Annotated in this window: 34 protein-coding genes; all 34 read right to left on the reverse strand. The window is 42.4% G+C overall.

The genetic code is table 11. The features are described 5' to 3' along the window. Nucleotides 1–208 precede the first annotated feature (208 nt). Nucleotides 209–601 carry a 30S ribosomal protein S9 gene (gene rpsI, locus CSV63_RS04920; RefSeq protein WP_029053248.1) on the reverse strand — a complete coding sequence of 131 codons (393 nt, stop codon included), beginning with the start codon at nt 599–601 and terminating at the stop codon, nt 209–211. A 19-nt stretch (nt 602–620) separates the two neighbouring features. Continuing rightward, a complete protein-coding gene (rplM, locus tag CSV63_RS04925) occupies nt 621–1,058 on the reverse strand; it encodes a 50S ribosomal protein L13 (protein ID WP_099694822.1) in 438 nt (145 codons plus the stop codon). A gap of 174 nt (nt 1,059–1,232) precedes the next feature. Then, nucleotides 1,233–1,970 carry a tRNA pseudouridine(38-40) synthase TruA gene (gene truA, locus CSV63_RS04930; protein ID WP_099695007.1) on the reverse strand — a complete coding sequence of 246 codons (738 nt, stop codon included), beginning with the start codon at nt 1,968–1,970 and terminating at the stop codon, nt 1,233–1,235. A gap of 5 nt (nt 1,971–1,975) precedes the next feature. Beyond that, complete coding sequence (locus CSV63_RS04935) at nt 1,976–2,773, reverse strand: energy-coupling factor transporter transmembrane component T family protein (RefSeq protein WP_099694823.1); 798 nt, start codon at nt 2,771–2,773, stop codon at nt 1,976–1,978. Then, on the reverse strand, nt 2,767–3,642 hold the full coding sequence (locus CSV63_RS04940) for an energy-coupling factor ABC transporter ATP-binding protein (protein ID WP_099694824.1): 876 nt from the start codon (nt 3,640–3,642) through the stop codon (nt 2,767–2,769). Before CSV63_RS04940 ends, CSV63_RS04935 begins: the two co-directional genes overlap by 7 nt. After that, on the reverse strand, nt 3,618–4,472 hold the full coding sequence (locus CSV63_RS04945; RefSeq protein WP_099694825.1) for an energy-coupling factor ABC transporter ATP-binding protein: 855 nt from the start codon (nt 4,470–4,472) through the stop codon (nt 3,618–3,620). The genes CSV63_RS04940 and CSV63_RS04945 overlap by 25 nt, the downstream gene beginning before the upstream one ends. A 276-nt stretch (nt 4,473–4,748) precedes the next feature. Beyond that, nucleotides 4,749–5,129, reverse strand: a complete 381-nt coding sequence (gene rplQ / locus CSV63_RS04950; RefSeq protein WP_099630546.1) for a 50S ribosomal protein L17 — start codon at nt 5,127–5,129, stop codon at nt 4,749–4,751. Nucleotides 5,130–5,159: 30 nt separating this feature from the next. Continuing rightward, nucleotides 5,160–6,104 carry a DNA-directed RNA polymerase subunit alpha gene (locus CSV63_RS04955; RefSeq protein WP_029053255.1) on the reverse strand — a complete coding sequence of 315 codons (945 nt, stop codon included), beginning with the start codon at nt 6,102–6,104 and terminating at the stop codon, nt 5,160–5,162. 123 nt (nt 6,105–6,227) lie between these two features. Further along, nucleotides 6,228–6,617 carry a 30S ribosomal protein S11 gene (rpsK, locus tag CSV63_RS04960; protein ID WP_009499031.1) on the reverse strand — a complete coding sequence of 130 codons (390 nt, stop codon included), beginning with the start codon at nt 6,615–6,617 and terminating at the stop codon, nt 6,228–6,230. A 25-nt stretch (nt 6,618–6,642) separates the two neighbouring features. Continuing rightward, the gene (gene rpsM / locus CSV63_RS04965; protein ID WP_085132003.1) at nt 6,643–7,008 is read right to left on the reverse strand and encodes a 30S ribosomal protein S13; all 366 of its coding nucleotides are present in this window, start codon (nt 7,006–7,008) and stop codon (nt 6,643–6,645) included. Between the two features lie 24 nt (nt 7,009–7,032). Further along, a complete protein-coding gene (gene rpmJ / locus CSV63_RS04970; RefSeq protein WP_076758849.1) occupies nt 7,033–7,146 on the reverse strand; it encodes a 50S ribosomal protein L36 in 114 nt (37 codons plus the stop codon). Between the two features lie 39 nt (nt 7,147–7,185). Further along, a complete protein-coding gene (gene infA, locus CSV63_RS04975) occupies nt 7,186–7,404 on the reverse strand; it encodes a translation initiation factor IF-1 (RefSeq protein WP_029053257.1) in 219 nt (72 codons plus the stop codon). A gap of 345 nt (nt 7,405–7,749) precedes the next feature. Next, the gene (locus CSV63_RS04980) at nt 7,750–8,403 is read right to left on the reverse strand and encodes an adenylate kinase (RefSeq protein WP_099694826.1); all 654 of its coding nucleotides are present in this window, start codon (nt 8,401–8,403) and stop codon (nt 7,750–7,752) included. Nucleotides 8,404–8,449: 46 nt separating this feature from the next. Further along, on the reverse strand, nt 8,450–9,742 hold the full coding sequence (secY, locus tag CSV63_RS04985) for a preprotein translocase subunit SecY (RefSeq protein WP_099630544.1): 1,293 nt from the start codon (nt 9,740–9,742) through the stop codon (nt 8,450–8,452). Further along, a complete protein-coding gene (gene rplO / locus CSV63_RS04990; protein WP_029053260.1) occupies nt 9,742–10,182 on the reverse strand; it encodes a 50S ribosomal protein L15 in 441 nt (146 codons plus the stop codon). Before rplO ends, secY begins: the two co-directional genes overlap by 1 nt. A gap of 32 nt (nt 10,183–10,214) precedes the next feature. Further along, nucleotides 10,215–10,397, reverse strand: coding sequence for a 50S ribosomal protein L30 (gene rpmD / locus CSV63_RS04995; RefSeq protein WP_099635777.1), 183 nt, complete (start codon nt 10,395–10,397; stop codon nt 10,215–10,217). 13 nt (nt 10,398–10,410) lie between these two features. Further along, nucleotides 10,411–10,911 (reverse strand): 30S ribosomal protein S5, encoded by a 501-nt coding sequence (rpsE, locus tag CSV63_RS05000; RefSeq protein WP_099694827.1) that lies wholly within the window; start codon nt 10,909–10,911, stop codon nt 10,411–10,413. 22 nt (nt 10,912–10,933) lie between these two features. Then, complete coding sequence (gene rplR, locus CSV63_RS05005) at nt 10,934–11,296, reverse strand: 50S ribosomal protein L18 (RefSeq protein ID WP_099694828.1); 363 nt, start codon at nt 11,294–11,296, stop codon at nt 10,934–10,936. A 33-nt stretch (nt 11,297–11,329) separates the two neighbouring features. Next, complete coding sequence (rplF, locus tag CSV63_RS05010) at nt 11,330–11,869, reverse strand: 50S ribosomal protein L6 (RefSeq protein WP_099630542.1); 540 nt, start codon at nt 11,867–11,869, stop codon at nt 11,330–11,332. Between the two features lie 30 nt (nt 11,870–11,899). After that, nucleotides 11,900–12,298 carry a 30S ribosomal protein S8 gene (gene rpsH, locus CSV63_RS05015; RefSeq protein WP_029053265.1) on the reverse strand — a complete coding sequence of 133 codons (399 nt, stop codon included), beginning with the start codon at nt 12,296–12,298 and terminating at the stop codon, nt 11,900–11,902. 30 nt (nt 12,299–12,328) lie between these two features. Next, the gene (locus CSV63_RS05020) at nt 12,329–12,514 is read right to left on the reverse strand and encodes a type Z 30S ribosomal protein S14 (RefSeq protein ID WP_008298870.1); all 186 of its coding nucleotides are present in this window, start codon (nt 12,512–12,514) and stop codon (nt 12,329–12,331) included. 20 nt (nt 12,515–12,534) lie between these two features. Then, nucleotides 12,535–13,074, reverse strand: coding sequence for a 50S ribosomal protein L5 (rplE, locus tag CSV63_RS05025; protein ID WP_085132008.1), 540 nt, complete (start codon nt 13,072–13,074; stop codon nt 12,535–12,537). A 26-nt stretch (nt 13,075–13,100) separates the two neighbouring features. Beyond that, nucleotides 13,101–13,412, reverse strand: coding sequence for a 50S ribosomal protein L24 (gene rplX, locus CSV63_RS05030; RefSeq protein ID WP_029053267.1), 312 nt, complete (start codon nt 13,410–13,412; stop codon nt 13,101–13,103). 35 nt (nt 13,413–13,447) lie between these two features. Next, complete coding sequence (gene rplN, locus CSV63_RS05035) at nt 13,448–13,816, reverse strand: 50S ribosomal protein L14 (RefSeq protein ID WP_081243203.1); 369 nt, start codon at nt 13,814–13,816, stop codon at nt 13,448–13,450. Between the two features lie 38 nt (nt 13,817–13,854). Further along, a complete protein-coding gene (gene rpsQ / locus CSV63_RS05040) occupies nt 13,855–14,118 on the reverse strand; it encodes a 30S ribosomal protein S17 (protein WP_099630541.1) in 264 nt (87 codons plus the stop codon). A 17-nt stretch (nt 14,119–14,135) separates the two neighbouring features. Next, nucleotides 14,136–14,336, reverse strand: a complete 201-nt coding sequence (gene rpmC, locus CSV63_RS05045) for a 50S ribosomal protein L29 (protein ID WP_025783856.1) — start codon at nt 14,334–14,336, stop codon at nt 14,136–14,138. Further along, nucleotides 14,326–14,760 (reverse strand): 50S ribosomal protein L16, encoded by a 435-nt coding sequence (gene rplP, locus CSV63_RS05050; RefSeq protein WP_029053270.1) that lies wholly within the window; start codon nt 14,758–14,760, stop codon nt 14,326–14,328. The genes rpmC and rplP overlap by 11 nt, the downstream gene beginning before the upstream one ends. A gap of 1 nt (nt 14,761) precedes the next feature. Then, complete coding sequence (gene rpsC, locus CSV63_RS05055) at nt 14,762–15,424, reverse strand: 30S ribosomal protein S3 (protein ID WP_099694829.1); 663 nt, start codon at nt 15,422–15,424, stop codon at nt 14,762–14,764. A gap of 3 nt (nt 15,425–15,427) precedes the next feature. Further along, nucleotides 15,428–15,772 carry a 50S ribosomal protein L22 gene (rplV, locus tag CSV63_RS05060; protein ID WP_037561627.1) on the reverse strand — a complete coding sequence of 115 codons (345 nt, stop codon included), beginning with the start codon at nt 15,770–15,772 and terminating at the stop codon, nt 15,428–15,430. Between the two features lie 20 nt (nt 15,773–15,792). After that, nucleotides 15,793–16,071: a 30S ribosomal protein S19 gene (gene rpsS, locus CSV63_RS05065; protein WP_099630540.1), complete on the reverse strand. Its 279-nt coding sequence runs from the start codon at nt 16,069–16,071 to the stop codon at nt 15,793–15,795. A 60-nt stretch (nt 16,072–16,131) separates the two neighbouring features. Continuing rightward, nucleotides 16,132–16,962 (reverse strand): 50S ribosomal protein L2, encoded by an 831-nt coding sequence (gene rplB / locus CSV63_RS05070; protein WP_099630539.1) that lies wholly within the window; start codon nt 16,960–16,962, stop codon nt 16,132–16,134. Between the two features lie 33 nt (nt 16,963–16,995). Then, complete coding sequence (gene rplW / locus CSV63_RS05075; RefSeq protein WP_099694830.1) at nt 16,996–17,283, reverse strand: 50S ribosomal protein L23; 288 nt, start codon at nt 17,281–17,283, stop codon at nt 16,996–16,998. Beyond that, nucleotides 17,283–17,906, reverse strand: coding sequence for a 50S ribosomal protein L4 (gene rplD, locus CSV63_RS05080; protein ID WP_099635778.1), 624 nt, complete (start codon nt 17,904–17,906; stop codon nt 17,283–17,285). Before rplD ends, rplW begins: the two co-directional genes overlap by 1 nt. A 25-nt stretch (nt 17,907–17,931) precedes the next feature. Then, a complete protein-coding gene (gene rplC / locus CSV63_RS05085) occupies nt 17,932–18,561 on the reverse strand; it encodes a 50S ribosomal protein L3 (protein ID WP_099630537.1) in 630 nt (209 codons plus the stop codon). Nucleotides 18,562–18,588 lie beyond the last annotated feature (27 nt).

Consider the following 18,588-nt stretch of genomic DNA (forward strand, 5'->3'; position numbering starts at 1 on the left):
CCTTTTTACATGTTAGAAGATATTAATCAAAGTAAAATGCCACTATATATTTTGTACATTATACGTTACTAAAATGAGTGGGGTATGAACTACTACAATAAGAATACATTTTAGGTACTACACATCCACAGATAAAGGTTGTAAATAGTAAAAAGCCTCATTCCAATAAACTTGGAATGAGGCTGTAAAGGTTGATATAAAACCAATATTATCGTTTTGAGAACTGTGGAGCACGACGCGCGCCGCGAAGACCGTATTTTTTACGCTCTTTCATACGTGGATCACGTGTTAGGAATCCTGCTGATTTAAGTGCTGCACGGAAATCAGGATCTACAGTAAGCAATGCACGAGCAACGCCGTGACGGATTGCGCCTGCTTGACCTGTGTAACCACCACCGTGAACGTTAACATGGATATCATAGCTTCCAAGTGTTTCCGTTGTTACTAGTGGTTGTTTAATGATTTCACGAAGTGTTTCGAATGGTACGTAGTCCTCTACATCACGATTATTGACGACAATTTTACCTTCGCCAGGAATTAGACGTACACGAGCTACTGAACTTTTACGACGGCCAGTGCCGATATATTGTACTTGTGCCAAGTGGGTTTCCTCCTCTTAATTAACCGCGAAGCTCGTAAGCTTCTGGTTTTTGTGCGATATGCTGATGCTCTGGACCAGCGTATACGTGTAATTTCTTGATTGTTTGACGACCTAGAGGACCGTTTGGAAGCATTCCTTTAATCGCTAGTTCAAGCATTTTTACAGGGTAGTTAGTACGCATCTCAAGTGCAGTACGTGACTTAAGACTACCTGTATAACCAGAGTGACGGTGGTATAATTTGTCTTTCAATTTATTACCTGTCAAATGGATTTTTTCAGCGTTGATGATGATGACGTGATCGCCTGTATCAACATGTGGTGTAAACGTTGGTTTGTGTTTACCGCGTAAAAGAGCTGCAACTTCTGAAGCAAGACGACCAAGCGTTTGTCCTTCAGCGTCGACAACTAGCCATTTACGTTCGACTTCGTGACCTTTAGCCATGAATGTTGTGCGCATATTGTATTTCCTCCTAAAATATCAAATCTGTTCCCATATTTTCTCTATCCCTAAACACAAATAAACTTCCGGGGCTTGTTTGTGGGGTTATTGAAATACCATTTATCATGTTATACTTTATTGTCAATAAAGTCAAGCGTTTTTATGAAAACGCCAGGATTAGTTGCCATGAGCTCAATAGGTCACTTCAATTAAGTACAAACCGTGTGCTGCCGCTGTCTTTCCAGCCCTTTGACGATCTTTCGCCTCGAGAATCTTCTGGATATCTTCCGGCTCGTCCCAGCCAATACCAACCGCCAGCAAAGCACCGGCAATCGTACGAACCATATTGTAAAGAAATCCATCACCTTCCACTTCAAGAATCAGTTCCTCCTGATGTCGCTCAAGTGTTAGTTTTCGGATTGTGCGGACTTTATTCGAAGTAGCGGTCTTCGCTGAACAGAAACTTGTGAAATCATGTGTACCGATTAAATAGGCAGCACCTGCATTCATTCGTTCCACATCCGGATTCCATCTACCTAAATGAACTGCGAAATTACGCTCAAATGGACTTTGCAATTCTCCATAAGACCATTTATATCGATACGTTTTACCTTTTGCACCGTAACGCGCATGAAATTCTTTAGACACCTGTTCAATCGCAGTTATGCGTACGTCCTTAGGTAGCAGCACATTCAATGCCATCAGCCAGCGATCACCTAAATCCAGAGGTGTGTCAAAATGGATCACCTGACCTAGCGCATGAACGCCAGCATCAGTTCGTCCGCTTGCTACCGCGTGGGATGTCGAATCTTTATGCAGCTTCACAAGCGCTTTATCAATCTCTGCTTGAACTGTCCGCATGCCTGGTTGAGATTGATAGCCAGCAAAATCTGTGCCATCATACGAAACAGTCGCTTTCATTCGTTTCAATCTATTCACTTCCTCACCCATAGCAATACACCTACCAATAGCACAAAAGCGATCAAGACAACAGTATCCCTTAATTGCCAAGACAGCTGTCGGAACCTTGTGCGACCTTCTCCGCCACGGTACCCACGTACTTCCATTGCAATCGCCAAATCTTCCGCGCGCTTAAATGCACTGACAAATAGCGGGACAAGCAAAGGAATGACTGCCTGTATCCGTTCTTTGATGGAACCGGTACTTAAATCAGATCCTCTTGCTAGTTGAGCCTTTAATATTTTATCTGTTTCGTCCATTAAAGTTGGAATGAAACGTAGAGAAATGGACATCATGAGTGCTAATTCGTGTACGGGTAATTTCAGCTTTTTAAACGGATTAAGTAGCGTTTCCAACCCATCCGTAATCGAGATCGGTGAAGTGGTTAACGTCAATACTGTCGTAATCAGAACAAGCACCAAAAATCGGATGGATATGAATATACCCATGCGCAATCCTTCTTCATAAACTTTAATAAACTTCCATTCAAATAGAAGGGGTCCTTCACGTGTAAAGAAAATATGTAAGAGAAGAGTAAAAATGATCAAAAAGATGACCGGTTTTAATCCGTTGATCAGAAAATAAGGTCTGATTCTGGCAAGTGCAATGACAAACGCTGTGAAACCAAGCAAAACGGCATAAGACATTACGTTATTTGCCAAGAACACTGCTATTACAAACAGAAAGACAAAAAGTAATTTGGAACGCGGATCCATACGGTGCACAATAGAAGTACCAGGAATAAAACGACCGATAATCATTTTTTCTAACATGGCCGCTCCTCTTTCCTTGCAATAGCTTTTGCTAATTCTTGTGCTAATACGTCTTCGGTAAGTGCAATACGATCAAAACGTCGTCCACTCATCTTTTCCATCTCACGCTGAAAACGCACGGAACGAGGGACGCTGAGTCGATATGAATGAAGTTCCTCTTCTTGACTATATATTTCTTCAGGCGTTCCTTGCATCACAGCTGTTCCCTCATGCATCACCAAAATCCGATCACTGTAGCGTGCAGCGTCTTCCATACTATGGGTGACAAGGATAGTCGTTAGACTTTCTGTCTTATGCAAGTGATGGAACAACTCCATGATCTCTTTACGGCCCTTAGGATCTAACCCCGCTGTTGGCTCGTCAAGGACCAAGATAGAAGGTTTGAATGCGAGGATGCCTGCAATCGCAACACGCCGCATTTGCCCTCCTGATAGCTCAAAAGGTGACTTCTGCAACACCTCTTCAGGAAGCCCTAAAAGCTTCACTAGTTCATGTGCACGAGCCCTCGCTACCTCTTTTGGCACCCCAAAATTGATAGGGCCGAACATAATATCTTTTTCAACTGTTTCTTCAAATAACTGATATTCAGGAAACTGAAATACAATCCCTACGTGATGTTGAACTTCCTTCATCTGCTTACCTTTAGTCTGGGCAGTAATTACCGTGTCGCCTATTTTGACAATACCTTCAGATGGCTTGAGCAATCCATTTAAATGAAGCAATAAGGTCGATTTCCCTGACCCTGTATGCCCAATGATGGATGTATAAGAACCTGAAGGAATCGTAGCAGTCACGTCCTGTAGGGCACGTTTCTCAAACGGCGAATCTTTAGCGTATAAGTAGCCTACTTGCTGAAGTGAAATGTCCACAATTCATTCACCAACTCTTCTTCTGTCATATGATTGCCTAGCAGCTCTACGCCAGCTATTCTCAATAACTCCGAAACACGTAAAGCAAACGGCAGATCGAGCCCAACCTGTTCAAGTTCAGTACCTTGTTGAAAGATTTCTTGCGGTGAGCCTACCATCAATACTTGTCCTTCATTCATTACCAATATACGATCTGCCAATAATACCTCTTCTAAGTCATGCGTAATAGATAATACAGTCAACCCGATTTCTGAGCGTAACTTCTTAACGATCTCGATTACTTCTTCGCGTCCCTGGGGATCCAACATGGAAGTAGCTTCATCTAGTATAAGAAGTTCGGGATGCAAAGCTAATGCACCAGCAATCGCCACACGCTGCTTCTGTCCCCCCGAGAGATGATGTGGTTCATGATTGATGTAATCTTTCATCTTCACCTGCTCCAGGGCCTCATGGACACGTTTTACCATGATGTCGTGTGGTACCCCATTGTTTTCGAGTGCAAACGCTACATCATCCTGCACGGTCGAACCGACAAACTGATTATCAGGGTTTTGAAAGACAATACCCATACGGGAACGTGTTTCCCAAAGATTCTCTTCAGATAGTCGTTCCGAAAAGAGATGTACTTCACCTGACGAAGGAAACATCAAGCCAATCAATAGCTTGGCTAGCGTCGATTTACCAGAACCATTATGTCCTACAACTGCCAGCCATTCTCCTTCATATAAAGTGAAAGATACATCCTGTAATGCTTTAGGTGACATAAGCGAAGATTCCTCTTCTATGTCGTAAGAAAAGTCAACATGGTGCATCGACGCTATTTCCTTCATCTGGACTCCCCCTCTTAGGTGTTGTTATGAATTAATATAGTTTTTATGTAATTACTTATTCTTATGTATAAAAAAAAAGCGCGTACCTCATCTAAGGAATGCGCCTTTGTAAACGAAAATGCCGGGTGCTCATGCCGACATCTCAGATGAGGTACGTAGAGCTAGACCAGTCGATTACTCGCGGATCATAACACTCAGCTTTTATGTCGTATAAATCTCGTACGTGTAATAAAAGGGTGTGCTGTGCGTGACAGACACACCCTCGAAGTGTTGGAATTACACCAGTTCGATAATAACTACTGGTGCGCCATCGCCACGGCGAGGTCCCATTTTCATTATACGTGTATAACCGCCTTGGCGATCTGCATAACGTGGTGCTACTGTATCAAAAAGCTTTTGAAGTGCAAACACTGTTGCTTCTTCGCCTTCTGCGTTTTCAACAGCTACCTTTTCACGACGAATATATTCAGCCGCTTGACGACGTGCGTGAAGATCTCCACGTTTTCCAAGAGTGATCATCTTTTCAACTACTTTACGTAATTCTTTCGCACGTGTTTCAGTTGTTTGGATGCGCTCATGAATGATAAGATCTGTCGTTAAGTCGCGAAGCATTGCTTTACGTTGTGAACTTGTGCGTCCAAGTTTTCTGTATCCCATTTGAAGTTACCCTCCTTCAATATATGTCAGTTATTCTTCAGAGCGTAACTCAAGGTTTAGCTCATCCAATTTAGCCTTCACTTCTTCAAGTGATTTGCGGCCTAAGTTACGCACTTTCATCATTTCGTCTTCGGACTTGTTAGCAAGTTCTAAAACTGTATTGATGCCTGCACGCTTCAAGCAGTTATAAGATCGGACAGAAAGATCAAGTTCTTCAATCGTCATTTCCAGAACCTTTTCTTTTTGGTCTTCTTCTTTTTCTACCATGATTTCTGCAGTTTGTGCTTCGTCAGTCATACCAACGAATATATTTAAATGCTCTGTTAGAATTTTAGCTCCAAGTGATACCGCCTCTTTAGGACCTATGCTTCCATCTGTCCAAACATCGAGTGTCAACTTATCAAAGTTGGTACTTTGTCCGACGCGAGTGTTTTCAACTTGGAAGTTAACGCGTGATACAGGAGTGTAAATCGAGTCAATTGGAATCACACCAATCGCTAGATCCTCACGTTTGTTTTGATCGGAAGGAACATATCCGCGTCCACGTACAGCATACATACGCATACGTAAATGTCCATTTTTACCGAGAGTAGCAATCGGGAGATCTGGATTTAATACTTCGACATCACTATCATGTGTGATGTCTGCAGCCGTCACGACGCCTTCACCTTTCACATCGATCTCAATAACTTTCTCATCATCTGAGTAAATTTTGAGTGCTAGTTTCTTCACATTCAAAATAACTGTAGATACGTCTTCGACGACACCTTCAATTGTAGCGAATTCATGAAGTACACCATCGATTTGAATAGATGTCACAGCAGCTCCTGGTAATGAAGACAAGAGAATGCGGCGCAAGGAATTCCCTAGGGTATTTCCATATCCACGCTCTAAAGGTTCGATAATAAACTTACCGAACTGTGAATCTTCACCGATCGTTACTGTTTCAATCTTTGGTTTCTCAATCTCGATCATTTATTTACCCTCCTAAAAACGTCTCTATATTGGTTTAACCTTATTGAATTCACTGATAATAGATAGTCTATTTCAACAGTATTAACAAAAAATGTCTTTCTTAATCCAATAGATTCAAACCGATTATACGCGACGACGTTTTGGCGGGCGACAACCATTGTGCGGAACCGGAGTTACGTCTCTGATTGCAGTAACTTCAAGACCTGCAGCCTGTAGTGAACGGATAGCCGCTTCACGACCAGCACCTGGTCCTTTAACTGTTACTTCCAATGATTTCAAACCATGTTCCATTGCTGTTTTTGCTGCAGTTTCAGCAGCCATTTGTGCAGCAAAAGGAGTAGATTTACGGGAACCTCTAAAGCCAAGTGCACCAGCGCTAGACCATGAAAGTGCATTACCGTGGCTATCCGTGATAGTTACGATAGTGTTATTGAACGTTGAACGGATATGTGCAATACCAGTCTCAATATTCTTTTTTACACGACGTTTACGAGTTTGTTGTTTACGTGCCATGTTGGAAAGAACCCTCCTTTACCTATTATTTTTTCTTGTTAGCCATTGTGCGTTTAGGACCCTTACGCGTACGTGCATTGTTTTTCGTGTTTTGTCCACGAACAGGCAATCCACGACGGTGACGGATTCCACGGTTACTACCGATTTCCATCAAACGCTTGATATTTAGAGAAGTTTCGCGACGAAGATCTCCTTCTACTTTCAAGCCGTCAATTTGTTCACGAATCTTATCCAGCTCAGCGTCAGTTAAATCACGAACGCGAGTTTCTTGTGAAACGTCAGCTGCAGTCAAAATTGATTGTGCAGTTGTTTTACCAATACCGAATATATATGTCAATGAAATGACAACGCGCTTATCGCGCGGAACGTCTACACCAGCAATACGTGCCATATAAGTTGTGCACCTCCTTGTGTTTTAGCCTTGTCTTTGTTTGTGCTTTGGATTTTCACAGATTACCATTACTCGGCCGCGTCTACGAATAACTTTACATTTTTCGCAGATCGGTTTTACAGATGGTCTTACTTTCATCCTACCCAACCTCCTTCAATATTTCGGGAGTGCAAAAGTTTATTTGAAACGGTATGTGATACGACCACGTGTTAAATCGTAAGGTGAAAGTTCCAATGTCACCTTGTCGCCTGGCAGAATACGAATAAAGTGCATACGAATTTTACCTGACACGTGTGCAAGCACAGTATGTCCGTTTTCTAACTCCACTTTAAACATCGCATTCGGCAACGTTTCAAGAACAGTTCCTTCTACCTCAATTACGTCGTCCTTCGCCATCAATCCTGTCTCCCTTCTATATCCAATAAAGGCTTTCACCATCGAGCGGCATCAGTTGCCTTCAAAAGGCTTCCTTCAACATATGTCCAGTTAGCATGAGTGATGTTCGAAAGACGTCTGCCACATTTCGCTGTTTCGCATAAATTGCGAATGAGATCCTTTATTGCCCTCGTTGCAGTGCCAATTATATATTATACTGCCATTGACAATAGAATGCATGTCGGAACTACCAAGGAATTAATGATAAACTCTCATTTATCTTATAACAGGAACTTAAAGCTTTTGCAGATCGTTTTCATCCATTACTTTCCGAACCATGATGAAAATGTGCCCGAAAAGGATTGATTACTTATTACGTTGTTGCAAAATTTCATCCAAGTCCTTGAATACAAGATTAATGTCCTGTTGGCCATTAATTTTAGTCAGTACACCTTTTTCGCCATAAAAGTCGAGTAAAGGAGCTGTCTGATTCATATTTACTTCCAGACGATTCATGACAGTATCCGGATTGTCATCTGCACGCTGGTAAAGTTCGCCGCCATCTTTATCACACACATCTTCTACCTTTGGCGGGTTGAAGATCAAGTGATACGATGTACCACACACTTTACAAATACGACGACCAGATAATCTTGCGACTAATTCTTCCGTATCGACTTCGATATCCAATACGTACTCAATGCTTTTTCCTAGGTCCTTAAGTAAAGCATCTAGTGCTTCAGCTTGAGGTACTGTTCTAGGGAAACCATCTAGTAAGAATCCATTGTCACAATCCGTTTTGCTTAACCGCTCACGCACGATACCAATGGTAACTTCATCAGGAACTAATGCGCCTTGATCCATGAACGATTTTGCTTTAACTCCAAGTTCCGTGCCATCTTTGATGGCAGCACGGAACATATCGCCTGTAGAAATATGAGGGATTCCGTACTTCTCGACAATTTTGTCTGCTTGTGTACCTTTGCCAGCACCAGGCAGACCCATTAATACGATATTCATACGTCCTTGCCCTCCATTTGTTTACAATAGGTCAGGCTATTGCTCTTTATTTCATAAAGCCTCTGTAATGTCTCTTCACTAATTGTGATTCTAATTGCTTCATTGATTCGAGGGCAACCCCTACTACGATGAGCAAGCTCGTTCCACCGATTTGAGCGGATTGAGGCAAATTCGCCAAGTTGATGAAGAAGATTGGCATAACTGCTACGACGGCCAGGAAAATTGAGCCGACGAACGTCAACCTATACAGAGTACTTGTTAAGTACTTTTGAGTGTTTGCTCCTGGGCGTATTCCCGGAATATATGCACCTTGCTTTTTCAGATTGTCTGCCATATTTTCTGGATTCACTTGAATGAATGCATAGAAATATGTAAACGCAATAATAAGTGTTACATACAAAATCATACCGATCGGATTCGTATAATCGAAGATCCGAATAATAGTTTTAGTTACACTGTTCTCACCGAAAAACGGAGCAATTTGTTGTGGCGTAATGAAGAATGCCACCGCAAAGATTACCGGGATAACTCCTGCAGCATTCAATTTCAAAGGTAAATGTGTTTGTTGACTTGCAACAGACTGATTACGTCCTGAGACACGCTTCGCATATTGAATCGGAATTTTCCGCAATGCTTCTTGGAAGTAAATAACCCCGACTACAATAGCCACGATCACGATCAGTAACAATACCATCGTTGCAATTCGAATAAATAGTGCATCTCCAGCGTCTTGAATTTGCGTTACATACAACTGGTTAACAGCATTTGGAATGCCGGCGACAATCCCTGCAAAGATAATGATGGAAATACCATTCCCAACACCTTTCGCAGTAATTTGTTCACCAAGCCATAGTAGGAAAGCTGTACCGGCAGTCAATACAATTGCAATTGTGATATAGGTGGATATGCTGTTGTCTTGAATCAGTGTACCGCCAAATGTTTGGTTAAAACCAAATGACATGGCAAGTGCTTGAATAAAGGCAAGAACAATCGTGAAATATCTTGTAAATTGCGCAAGCTTTCGTCTTCCGACGTCCCCTTGTTTTGACCACTCAGTAAACTTCGGAACAACATCCATCTGCAAGAGTTGTACAATGATGGACGCCGTGATATACGGCATAATCCCCATTGCAAAGATCGAGAAGTTGGATAATGCTCCACCACCGAATGTGTTCAAGAATCCGATAAACTGGTTATCTGATTGTTGTAAAGCAGTTGCATCAACGTTTGGAACCGGAACAAATGTCCCTAGTCTAAAAACGATGAGCACTAGGAGGGTGAAAATTATTTTAGACCGGATCTCCTTCACACGCATGAAATTAGAGATTGTCTGAAACATTATACCACCTCTGTTTGCCCGCCTGCTTTTTCAATTGCTTCTTTTGCAGAAGCGGAGAATTTGTTAGCACGTACTGTAATCTTTTTATCAAGTGTTCCGTTGCCCAGAATCTTGATACCAGATTTAGCGTTGCTTACAACACCAGTTTCAATTAGCAATTCCGGCGTTACTTCCGTGCCTTCTTCGAAACGATTTAATGTATCGAGGTTGACGATGGCATAATCTTTACGATTGATGTTCGTGAACCCGCGCTTAGGAAGTCGTTGGAAAAGAGGAATTTGTCCACCTTCGAAACCAAGACGTACACCGCCGCCTGAACGAGCGTTTTGACCGTCATGACCTCTACCAGAAGTCTTACCTGTTCCAGATCCAATCCCACGACCAACACGTTTGCGGTTTTTACGAGATCCTTCAGCTGGTTTTAGCTCATGTAATTTCATCTTATCGGCACCTCCTTATTGTAAAATAGTACTTAAATTTCTTTAACGGTTACCAAGTGGCTAACTTTTGTAAGCATACCACGGATGGCATCGTTGTTTTGATGCTCAACTGTTTGATTTAACTTTCGAAGGCCTAGTGCTTCAATTGTTTTACGCTGTGTCGGCTTTGAACCAATAACACTTTTCGTAAGGGTGACTTCAAGTTTGTTCGTCATTGTATTTCCCCCCTTAACCTAACAGTTCTTCTACGGATTTACCACGCAATTTAGCGATTTCTTCTGCGCGTTTCAAATTCTGCAACCCTTCGATTGTTGCACGTACCATGTTAATCGGTGTGCTTGAACCAAGAGATTTAGAAAGAATATCCGTGATGCCTGCAAGTTCAAGTACCGCACGGACAGGTCCACCTGCGATAACACCAGTACCCGGAGCAGCTGGTTTGATGAGGATTTGTCCTGCACCAAAGCGTCCGATTACTTCATGTGGAGTTGTACCTTTGACCATTGGCACTACAATCAAGTTTTTCTTCGCATCTTCAATTGCTTTACGGATTGCATCTGGAACTTCTTGTGCTTTACCAGTACCAAAACCGACACGACCGTTTTTATCACCAACTACGACAAGTGCAGTGAAGCGGAAACGACGTCCACCTTTTACAACTTTCGCAACGCGGTTGATCGTTACTACGCGTTCTTCAAACTCACTTTTGTTCTGATCATTACGACGCATGAAATATGTCCCTCCCTCTTAATTAAAATTCCAGACCATTTTCGCGTGCAGCGTCAGCTAATGCTTTTACACGGCCGTGGAAAAGATATCCGCCGCGGTCAAAAACAACCGCTTTAACGTCTTTTTCAACAGCTTTCTTTGCAATAAGCTCGCCAACTTTAGCTGCGGCTTCAGTGTTGCCAGTAGAACCAGCCTCAACACCGTTATCTCTTGTAGAAGCGCTAACGATTGTTACACCATTCAAGTCATCAATTAATTGTGCATAGATGTGCTTGTTTGAACGGTAAACGTTTAGACGTGGACGCTCTGCAGTTCCGCTGATTTTCGTACGCACACGTGCGTGACGCTTTTTACGGACAGCGTTTTTATCTTGTTTCGTGATCATCGGAGTCACTCCTTCCAAATACCTCAGGCGGTATTATTTACCTGTTTTACCTTCTTTACGACGAACGATTTCGCCTTCATAACGGATACCTTTACCTTTATATGGCTCTGGTGGACGTACTTGACGGATGTTAGAAGCAAGAGCACCTACGTGTTCTTTGTTGTATCCACGAACAATTATTTTCGTGTTCGCTGGAACTTCAACTTCTACACCTTCTTCTGGCGTGAATTCAACTGGGTGTGAGTAACCTACGTTCAATACAAGTTTTTTCCCTTGCATAGAAGCACGATATCCAACCCCAACCAATTCAAGTGTGCGTTCAAATCCTGTAGATACTCCCACTACCATGTTATTAAGTACAGAGCGTGTAGTACCGTGAATTGAACGGTGGGCTTTTGATTCAGAAGGACGAGTAAATGTAATTACGTTGCCTTCGTGATTGATCGTGATTTCTTTATCTAATTGTCTCGAAAGTTCACCTTTCGGACCTTTAACAGTAGCGAAGTTTTCCTCTGAAATTGTTACAGTAACGTTTTCAGGAACTTCGATCTGACGATTACCAATACGGGACATTCTATTGCACCTCCATTCAATTGTAGCTAATTACCAAACGTAAGCGACGACTTCTCCGCCGACTTGTTTAGCGCGGGCTTCTTTGTCTGTTAATACACCGTTTGATGTAGAAACAAGTGCAACACCTAAGCCGTTAAGTACTTTAGGAACTTCATTAGATTTAGCATATACACGAAGTCCTGGTTTAGAAATACGTTTCAAGCCATTGATAACGCGTTCGTTATCCTGACCGTATTTTAGGAAAATGCGGATGATGCCTTGTTTGTTATCTTCCACGTATTCCACGTCACGAACGAAACCTTCTCGTTTTAAGATCTCAGCGATTTCTTTCTTTACGTTTGAAGCAGGTACCTCAAGCTTCTCGTGGCGAACCATGTTCGCATTACGGATGCGTGTAAGCATATCTGCAATCGGATCACTCATTGTCATTTGAATTAACCTCCTTCCCTAATTAGGGGTTTACCAGCTGGCTTTTTTGACGCCAGGAAGTTGTCCCTTGTATGCAAGTTCGCGGAAACAAATACGGCAAAGTTTAAATTTGCGATATACTGAATGTGGACGGCCACAACGTTCGCAGCGTGTGTATTCTTGTACTTTATACTTTGGCGTACGTTTCTGTTTAGCGATCATAGATTTCTTAGCCACGTTTTCGCCTCCCTATTATTTTACTTTTGGAATGGCATGCCACACTGTGCAAGCAATTCACGTGCTTCTTCATCAGTGTTAGCTGTCGTCACGATGACGATATCCATCCCTCGTACTTTTGATACTTTATCGAAGTCAATTTCAGGGAAAATAAGTTGCTCTTTCACACCAAGAGTATAGTTACCGCGACCGTCAAACGCTTTTTTAGAAACGCCACGGAAGTCACGTACACGTGGTAATGAGATTGTAACTAATTTATCGAGGAACTCATACATGCGCTCACCGCGAAGCGTTACTTTAGCTCCGATCGGCATTCCTTCACGTAAACGGAATCCTGCGATAGATTTTTTCGCTTTAGTAATGACTGGTTTTTGACCTGAAATAGTTGCAAGATCCTCAACAGCTGCATCAAGTGCTTTTGTATTTTGGACAGCATCACCAACACCCATGTTGATAACGATTTTGTCTACTTTAGGAACTTGCATAACAGATGTATATTCAAACTTGCTCATTAGAGCAGGTGTGATTTCTTTAGAAAACTTCTCTTTCAAACGACTCATCAGTCGGACCTCCCTTCATGCAATACTTACTTATCCAATGATTCACCGGATTTTTTTGCAATACGTACTTTTTTACCGTCTTCCATTTTGTAACCTACACGAGTCGGCTCGCCTGTTTTAGGATCGATTACCATCACGTTGGAGACGTGTATTGTAGACTCTTGGCTTACAATTCCGCCTTGTGGGTTCTCTTGGTTCGGCTTTGTGTGTTTCTTGACGATATTAATACCTTCAACAAGCACACGGTCTTTTTTCGGATAAGCAGTTAGGATCACACCTGTTTTACCTTTATCTTTCCCAGAGATCACCATTACTTTGTCGCCTTTTTTAACGTGCATTTATCGCACCTCCTTGACTGGCTCTGTCATTAGAATTAAAGAACTTCTGGAGCAAGTGAAATGATTTTCATGAAGTTATTGTCGCGTAGTTCGCGAGCAACTGGTCCGAAAATACGTGTTCCACGTGGCCCTTTATCATCACGGATAATAACGCAAGCATTCTCATCGAATGTAATGTATGAACCGTCTTTACGACGAACTCCACTTTTCGTACGAACGATGACCGCTTTAACAACGTCACCCTTCTTAACAACGCCACCTGGTGTTGCCTTCTTGACCGTAACAACAACTACGTCACCGATGTTAGCTACTTTACGACCTGATCCGCCTAGTACTTTAATCGTAAGCACTTCGCGCGCGCCAGAGTTGTCAGCAACTTTCATTCTACTTTCCTGTTGAATCATCGAGGTTACCTCCTTCCGAAATCTGAGTTAAAAACCTATTAGATGATGATCGCTTTTTCAACGACTTCTAGAAGACGGAAACGCTTAGTTGCTGATAATGGACGTGTTTCCATAATACGAACAACATCGCCGATTTTCGCTTCATTTAGCTCATCATGAACTTTAAGTTTCTTAGAATACTTTACACGCTTGCCGTATAAAGAATGTTTTTTGTGTGTTTCTACCATTACCGTAACGGTTTTATCCATTTTATCGGAAACCACACGGCCTGTGTATACTTTGCGCTGATTACGCTCAGTCATGGCTGCAACCTCCTTCATCAGTTATTTGCACTGATTTCTCTTTGTCGTATTACAGTTTTCATGCGCGCAATCGATTTGCGTACTTCACGGATGCGTGCAGTGTTTTCTAATTGACCTGTCGCTAACTGGAAGCGAAGGTTGAAAAGCTCTTCTTTAAGTGATTTCACTTTTTGCTCGATCTCTGCAGTTGTTAAGTCACGAATTTCATTAGCTTTCATTAGACTCACCACCAATTTCTTGTCGTTTTACAAACTTGCTTGTTACAGGAAGTTTGTGCGATGCAAGTCTAAGTGCCTCACGAGCAACCTCTTCTGAAACACCTGCAATTTCGAACATTACTCTACCAGGTTTCACAACTGCAACCCAGCCTTCTACAGCACCTTTACCGGAACCCATCCGGACTTCAAGAGGCTTTTTAGTATATGGTTTGTGCGGGAAAATATTGATCCATACTTTACCGCCACGTTTCATGTAACGAGTCATAGCAATACGAGCAGATTCAATCTGACGGTTAGTGATCCAACTTGCTTCTAGAGCCTGAAGACCGTACTCACCAAACTGAACTGTAGCGCCACCTTTTGTTTCACCACGCATTTTCCCACGGAATACACGACGATGTTTTACACGTTTAGGCATTAACATATTATTTGCCTCCTTCCCCAGAGTTCTTCTTAGCTTTTACTGGAAGGACTTCACCACGATAAATCCATACTTTTACGCCAAGCTTACCATAAGTAGTATCAGCTTCAGCATGTGCATAATCTATATCTGCACGTAATGTATGAAGAGGGACAGTTCCTTCACTGTAGTGTTCCGCACGAGCGATATCCGCTCCGCCGAGACGTCCAGATACTTGTGTTTTAATTCCTTTTGCACCAGAACGAATAGTACGCTGAATCGCTTGTTTCTGAGCACGACGGAATGATACACGACTTTCCAATTGACGAGCGATTGATTCTGCAACTAATCTTGCATCCAAATCAGCACGTTTGATTTCTACGATGTTGATGTGTACACGCTTGCCTGTAATTTCGTTAAGTTGCTTACGAAGTGTTTCTACTTCGGAACCACCTTTACCGATAACCATACCTGGCTTTGCAGTGTGGATTGTAATATTAACACGCTTAGCAGCACGCTCAATCTCAACTTTTGAAACTGATGCTTCTACAAGACGTTTTTCGATGTATTCACGGATCTTTAAGTCTTCATGTAGTAAGGACGCATAATCTTTTTCCGCGTACCATTTTGAGTCCCAGTCACGGATGACGCCTACACGTAGTCCATTAGGATGTACTTTTTGGCCCACTAATTACCCCTCCTTCTTTTCAGATACCACTAATGTGATGTGGCTTGTACGTTTGTTGATCGCACTTGCACGACCTTGTGCACGTGGACGGAAACGTTTCATTGTTGGTCCTTCATCTACGAATACTTCACTGACGATTAAGTTCTCAGTATCCATTTCGTAGTTATGTTCAGCGTTTGCAATTGCTGATTTCAATAATTTTTCCACGACTGGAGATGCCGCTTTAGGCGTAAGTCGTAGAATAGCCATAGCTTCACCTATATTCTTGCCGCGGATAAGATCAACGACCAAACGAACTTTGCGAGAAGCAATACGGACTGTGCGTACAGATGCTTTAGCTTGTTGCATCAGGATAACCTCCTCTCAAATTAGCGTTTTGTTTTCTTATCGTCGGCACCATGGCCTCGGTATGTGCGTGTAGGTACGAATTCACCTAGTTTGTGACCTACCATATCTTCTGTTACATAAACAGGAACATGTTTACGTCCATCATATACTGCAATCGTCAATCCGATGAAAGTCGGGAAGATTGTTGAACGGCGTGACCATGTTTTAATAACTTGTTTCTTTTCTGCATCTTTTTGTGCGTCAACCTTTTTTAGTAAATGGTCATCTGCAAAAGGTCCTTTTTTCAAGCTGCGGCCCATTCTGGAACCTCCTTCCGAGTATGTACTACGGTCCATCTACTGAACCGCAGTGCAATAACATTATTTTTTACGACGGCGAACGATAAGTTTATCTGATTTATTGTTCTTCGTACGTGTCTTGAATCCAAGAGTTGGTTTACCCCATGGAGTAACAGGACTCGGACGACCGATTGGTGTACGGCCTTCACCACCACCGTGTGGGTGATCGTTAGGGTTCATTACAGATCCACGAACAGTTGGACGTTTGCCTAACCAACGTGAACGACCTGCTTTACCAATGTTGATCAATTCGTGTTGCTCGTTACCCACTTGACCGATTGTAGCACGGCAAGTAGCAAGGATCATACGAACTTCTCCTGATTGCAGACGAATGATGACATATTTGCCTTCGCGTCCTAGTAGTTGAGCTGAAGTTCCTGCAGAACGAACTAATTGTCCGCCTTTACCTGGCTTCATTTCAATGTTGTGGATTGTAGAACCCATAGGGATGTTCTCTAGTGGCAGAGCATTTCCTACGCGGATATCCGCTTCAGGTCCTGAAATGATTGTGGAACCTACTGTCAATCCTTTAGGAGCAAGAATATATCTCTTTTCTCCATCTGCATAATTGATTAATGCGATGTTTGCTGAACGGTTTGGATCGTATTCGATCGTAGCAACGCGTCCTGGAATGCCATCTTTCCGACGTTGGAAATCGATGACACGGTATTGGCGCTTATGTCCTCCACCTTGGTGACGAACTGTCATTCTACCTTGGTTGTTACGTCCGCCTTTACGCTTGACTGGTTCAAGCAATGATTTTTCTGGTTTGCTAGCTGTAATCTCAGCAAAGTCAGAAGAAGTCATGTTACGACGTCCGTTGGAGGTAGCTTTGTACTTCTTAATCGCCATTTTGTGTTCCCTCCTTCATTTATTATGAATTAATTAAATTTCAAAAAGCTCGATATCTTTGGAATCAGTAGTTAGTGTAACAATTGCCTTACGACGCTTGTTTGTATAACCAGCATGTTTCCCCATACGCTTGAACTTACCTTTGTAGTTCATAACGTTAACTTTTTCAACTTTAACACCGAAGATTTCTTCAATAGCTTGTTTCACGTGAGTTTTGCTCGCGCGTGTATCAACTTCGAATGTATATTTTCTTAAGTCTTCCATTTGTTCAGAAGAACGCTCGGTAATGACCGGACGTTTCAGAATATCACGTGCTTCCATTAACCAAGCACCTCCTCGACTTTTTCTATTGCTGCTTTTGTCATTACAAGCTGGTCATGTCCGACTAGGTCTAAAACATTGATACCATTCGCTGAAACGACGCTGATTCCTGGAATGTTACGAGCGGATAACGCTACTGATTCTTCTAGGTCAGCTGTAACAAATAATGCTTTTTTCGTGATTGAAAGATCTTCAAGCACTTTTACAAAGCCTTTTGTTTTTGGTGCATCAAATGCTAAGTTGTCTAGAACGATTAGTTCTTCAGCTGCTACTTTTGTAGACAGAGCAGATAAAAGTGCTAAACGACGAACTTTCTTAGGCATTTTATAGCTGTAACTACGTGGTGAAGGACCGAATACGATACCGCCTCCACGCCATTGTGGTGATCTGATTGAACCTTGACGAGCACGACCTGTGCCTTTTTGACGCCATGGTTTACGACCGCCGCCTGCTACTTCCGCGCGAGTTTTAACCTTGTGGTTACCTTGGCGTAAAGAAGCTTGTTGTTGAACAATTGCTTCGAATAATACTGCTTCATTCGGCTCGATTCCAAAAATCGCATCGTTTAATTCGATGTCGCCGACAGCAGAACCTGTTTGACTTACTACAGATACTTTAGGCATTCCTGTTTCCTCCTTTCTGTTTTACTCAGTTTCCTTTGATAGCACTTTTCACTTGTACAAGTGATTTACGAGCTCCAGGAACGTTACCTTTTACTAATAACAAGTTGCGCTCAGCGTCAACTCGAACGATTTCAACGTTTTGGATCGTTACCGTTTTGCCACCAGTACGTCCAGGTAGTTTTTTTCCTTTGAATACGCGTTGTGCATCAACTGCTCCAAGTGAACCTGGTGCGCGATGGAAACGTGATCCGTGAGTCATTGGTCCACGTGAGTAACCGTGGCGCTTAATAACACCTTGGAATCCTTTACCTTTTGAAACTCCTGTAATGTCAACTACATCGCCTTCTGCAAATGTATCGACTTTGACTTCCTGACCAACTTCGTATGCACTAACGTCAGCTCCGCGAACTTCGCGAATGAAGCGCTTAGGTGCAGTGTTAGCTTTTGCTACATGGCCTTGTTCAGGCTTGTTTGAAAGCTTTTCACGTTTATCATCAAATCCTAGTTGGATTGACTCGTAGCCGTCTGTTTCTATTGTCTTCTTTTGAAGAACAACGTTTGGAGCAGCTTCAATCACTGTTACTGGGATTAGATCGCCGTTTTCAGCAAATACTTGCGTCATTCCGACTTTTCTTCCTAAGATTCCTTTGGTCATTAGTCACACCTCCTGTAATATTGTTTG

The sequence above is a fragment of the Sporosarcina sp. P34 genome, assembly GCF_002743375.1.
Taxonomy (GTDB): Bacteria; Bacillota; Bacilli; order Bacillales_A; family Planococcaceae; genus Sporosarcina.

What these genes read in the sequence shown, in the direction of transcription:
- rplM (WP_099694822.1), bottom strand. Translation starts at nt 1,058, where the DNA reads ATGCGCACAACATTCATGGCTAAAGGTCACGAAGTCGAACGTAAATGG.
- CSV63_RS04935 (WP_099694823.1), bottom strand. Translation starts at nt 2,773, where the DNA reads ATGTTAGAAAAAATGATTATCGGTCGTTTTATTCCTGGTACTTCTATT.
- CSV63_RS04945 (WP_099694825.1), bottom strand. Translation starts at nt 4,472, where the DNA reads ATGAAGGAAATAGCGTCGATGCACCATGTTGACTTTTCTTACGACATA.
- rplQ (WP_099630546.1), bottom strand. Translation starts at nt 5,129, where the DNA reads ATGGGATACAGAAAACTTGGACGCACAAGTTCACAACGTAAAGCAATG.
- CSV63_RS04955 (WP_029053255.1), bottom strand. Translation starts at nt 6,104, where the DNA reads ATGATCGAGATTGAGAAACCAAAGATTGAAACAGTAACGATCGGTGAA.
- rpsK (WP_009499031.1), bottom strand. Translation starts at nt 6,617, where the DNA reads ATGGCACGTAAACAACAAACTCGTAAACGTCGTGTAAAAAAGAATATT.
- rpsM (WP_085132003.1), bottom strand. Translation starts at nt 7,008, where the DNA reads ATGGCACGTATTGCTGGTGTAGACGTTCCGCGCGATAAGCGCGTTGTC.
- rpmJ (WP_076758849.1), bottom strand. Translation starts at nt 7,146, where the DNA reads ATGAAAGTAAGACCATCTGTAAAACCGATCTGCGAAAAATGTAAAGTT.
- infA (WP_029053257.1), bottom strand. Translation starts at nt 7,404, where the DNA reads ATGGCGAAGGACGACGTAATTGAGGTAGAAGGAACTGTTCTTGAAACG.
- CSV63_RS04980 (WP_099694826.1), bottom strand. Translation starts at nt 8,403, where the DNA reads ATGAATATCGTATTAATGGGTCTGCCTGGTGCTGGCAAAGGTACACAA.
- secY (WP_099630544.1), bottom strand. Translation starts at nt 9,742, where the DNA reads ATGTTTCAGACAATCTCTAATTTCATGCGTGTGAAGGAGATCCGGTCT.
- rplO (WP_029053260.1), bottom strand. Translation starts at nt 10,182, where the DNA reads ATGAAATTACATGAGCTAAAACCAGCTGAAGGATCTCGTAAAAACCGC.
- rpmD (WP_099635777.1), bottom strand. Translation starts at nt 10,397, where the DNA reads ATGACGAACAAACTTGAAGTCACCCTTACGAAAAGTGTTATTGGTTCA.
- rpsE (WP_099694827.1), bottom strand. Translation starts at nt 10,911, where the DNA reads ATGCGTCGTAATGATCAGAACAAAAGTGAGTTTGAAGAACGCGTAGTA.
- rplR (WP_099694828.1), bottom strand. Translation starts at nt 11,296, where the DNA reads ATGATCACGAAACAAGATAAAAACGCTGTCCGTAAAAAGCGTCACGCA.
- rplF (WP_099630542.1), bottom strand. Translation starts at nt 11,869, where the DNA reads ATGTCCCGTATTGGTAATCGTCAGATCGAAGTTCCTGAAAACGTTACT.
- rpsH (WP_029053265.1), bottom strand. Translation starts at nt 12,298, where the DNA reads ATGACAATGAGTGATCCGATTGCAGATATGCTTACACGCATCCGTAAT.
- rplE (WP_085132008.1), bottom strand. Translation starts at nt 13,074, where the DNA reads ATGAGTCGTTTGAAAGAGAAGTTTTCTAAAGAAATCACACCTGCTCTA.
- rplX (WP_029053267.1), bottom strand. Translation starts at nt 13,412, where the DNA reads ATGCACGTTAAAAAAGGCGACAAAGTAATGGTGATCTCTGGGAAAGAT.
- rplN (WP_081243203.1), bottom strand. Translation starts at nt 13,816, where the DNA reads ATGATTCAACAGGAAAGTAGAATGAAAGTTGCTGACAACTCTGGCGCG.
- rpsQ (WP_099630541.1), bottom strand. Translation starts at nt 14,118, where the DNA reads ATGACTGAGCGTAATCAGCGCAAAGTATACACAGGCCGTGTGGTTTCC.
- rpmC (WP_025783856.1), bottom strand. Translation starts at nt 14,336, where the DNA reads ATGAAAGCTAATGAAATTCGTGACTTAACAACTGCAGAGATCGAGCAA.
- rplP (WP_029053270.1), bottom strand. Translation starts at nt 14,760, where the DNA reads ATGTTAATGCCTAAACGTGTAAAACATCGTCGTGTATTCCGTGGGAAA.
- rplV (WP_037561627.1), bottom strand. Translation starts at nt 15,772, where the DNA reads ATGCAACAAGCTAAAGCATCTGTACGCACAGTCCGTATTGCTTCTCGC.
- rpsS (WP_099630540.1), bottom strand. Translation starts at nt 16,071, where the DNA reads ATGGGCCGCAGCTTGAAAAAAGGACCTTTTGCAGATGACCATTTACTA.
- rplB (WP_099630539.1), bottom strand. Translation starts at nt 16,962, where the DNA reads ATGGCGATTAAGAAGTACAAAGCTACCTCCAACGGACGTCGTAACATG.
- rplW (WP_099694830.1), bottom strand. Translation starts at nt 17,283, where the DNA reads ATGGAAGCACGTGATATTCTGAAACGTCCGGTCATTACCGAGCGTTCT.
- rplD (WP_099635778.1), bottom strand. Translation starts at nt 17,906, where the DNA reads ATGCCTAAAGTATCTGTAGTAAGTCAAACAGGTTCTGCTGTCGGCGAC.
- rplC (WP_099630537.1), bottom strand. Translation starts at nt 18,561, where the DNA reads ATGACCAAAGGAATCTTAGGAAGAAAAGTCGGAATGACGCAAGTATTT.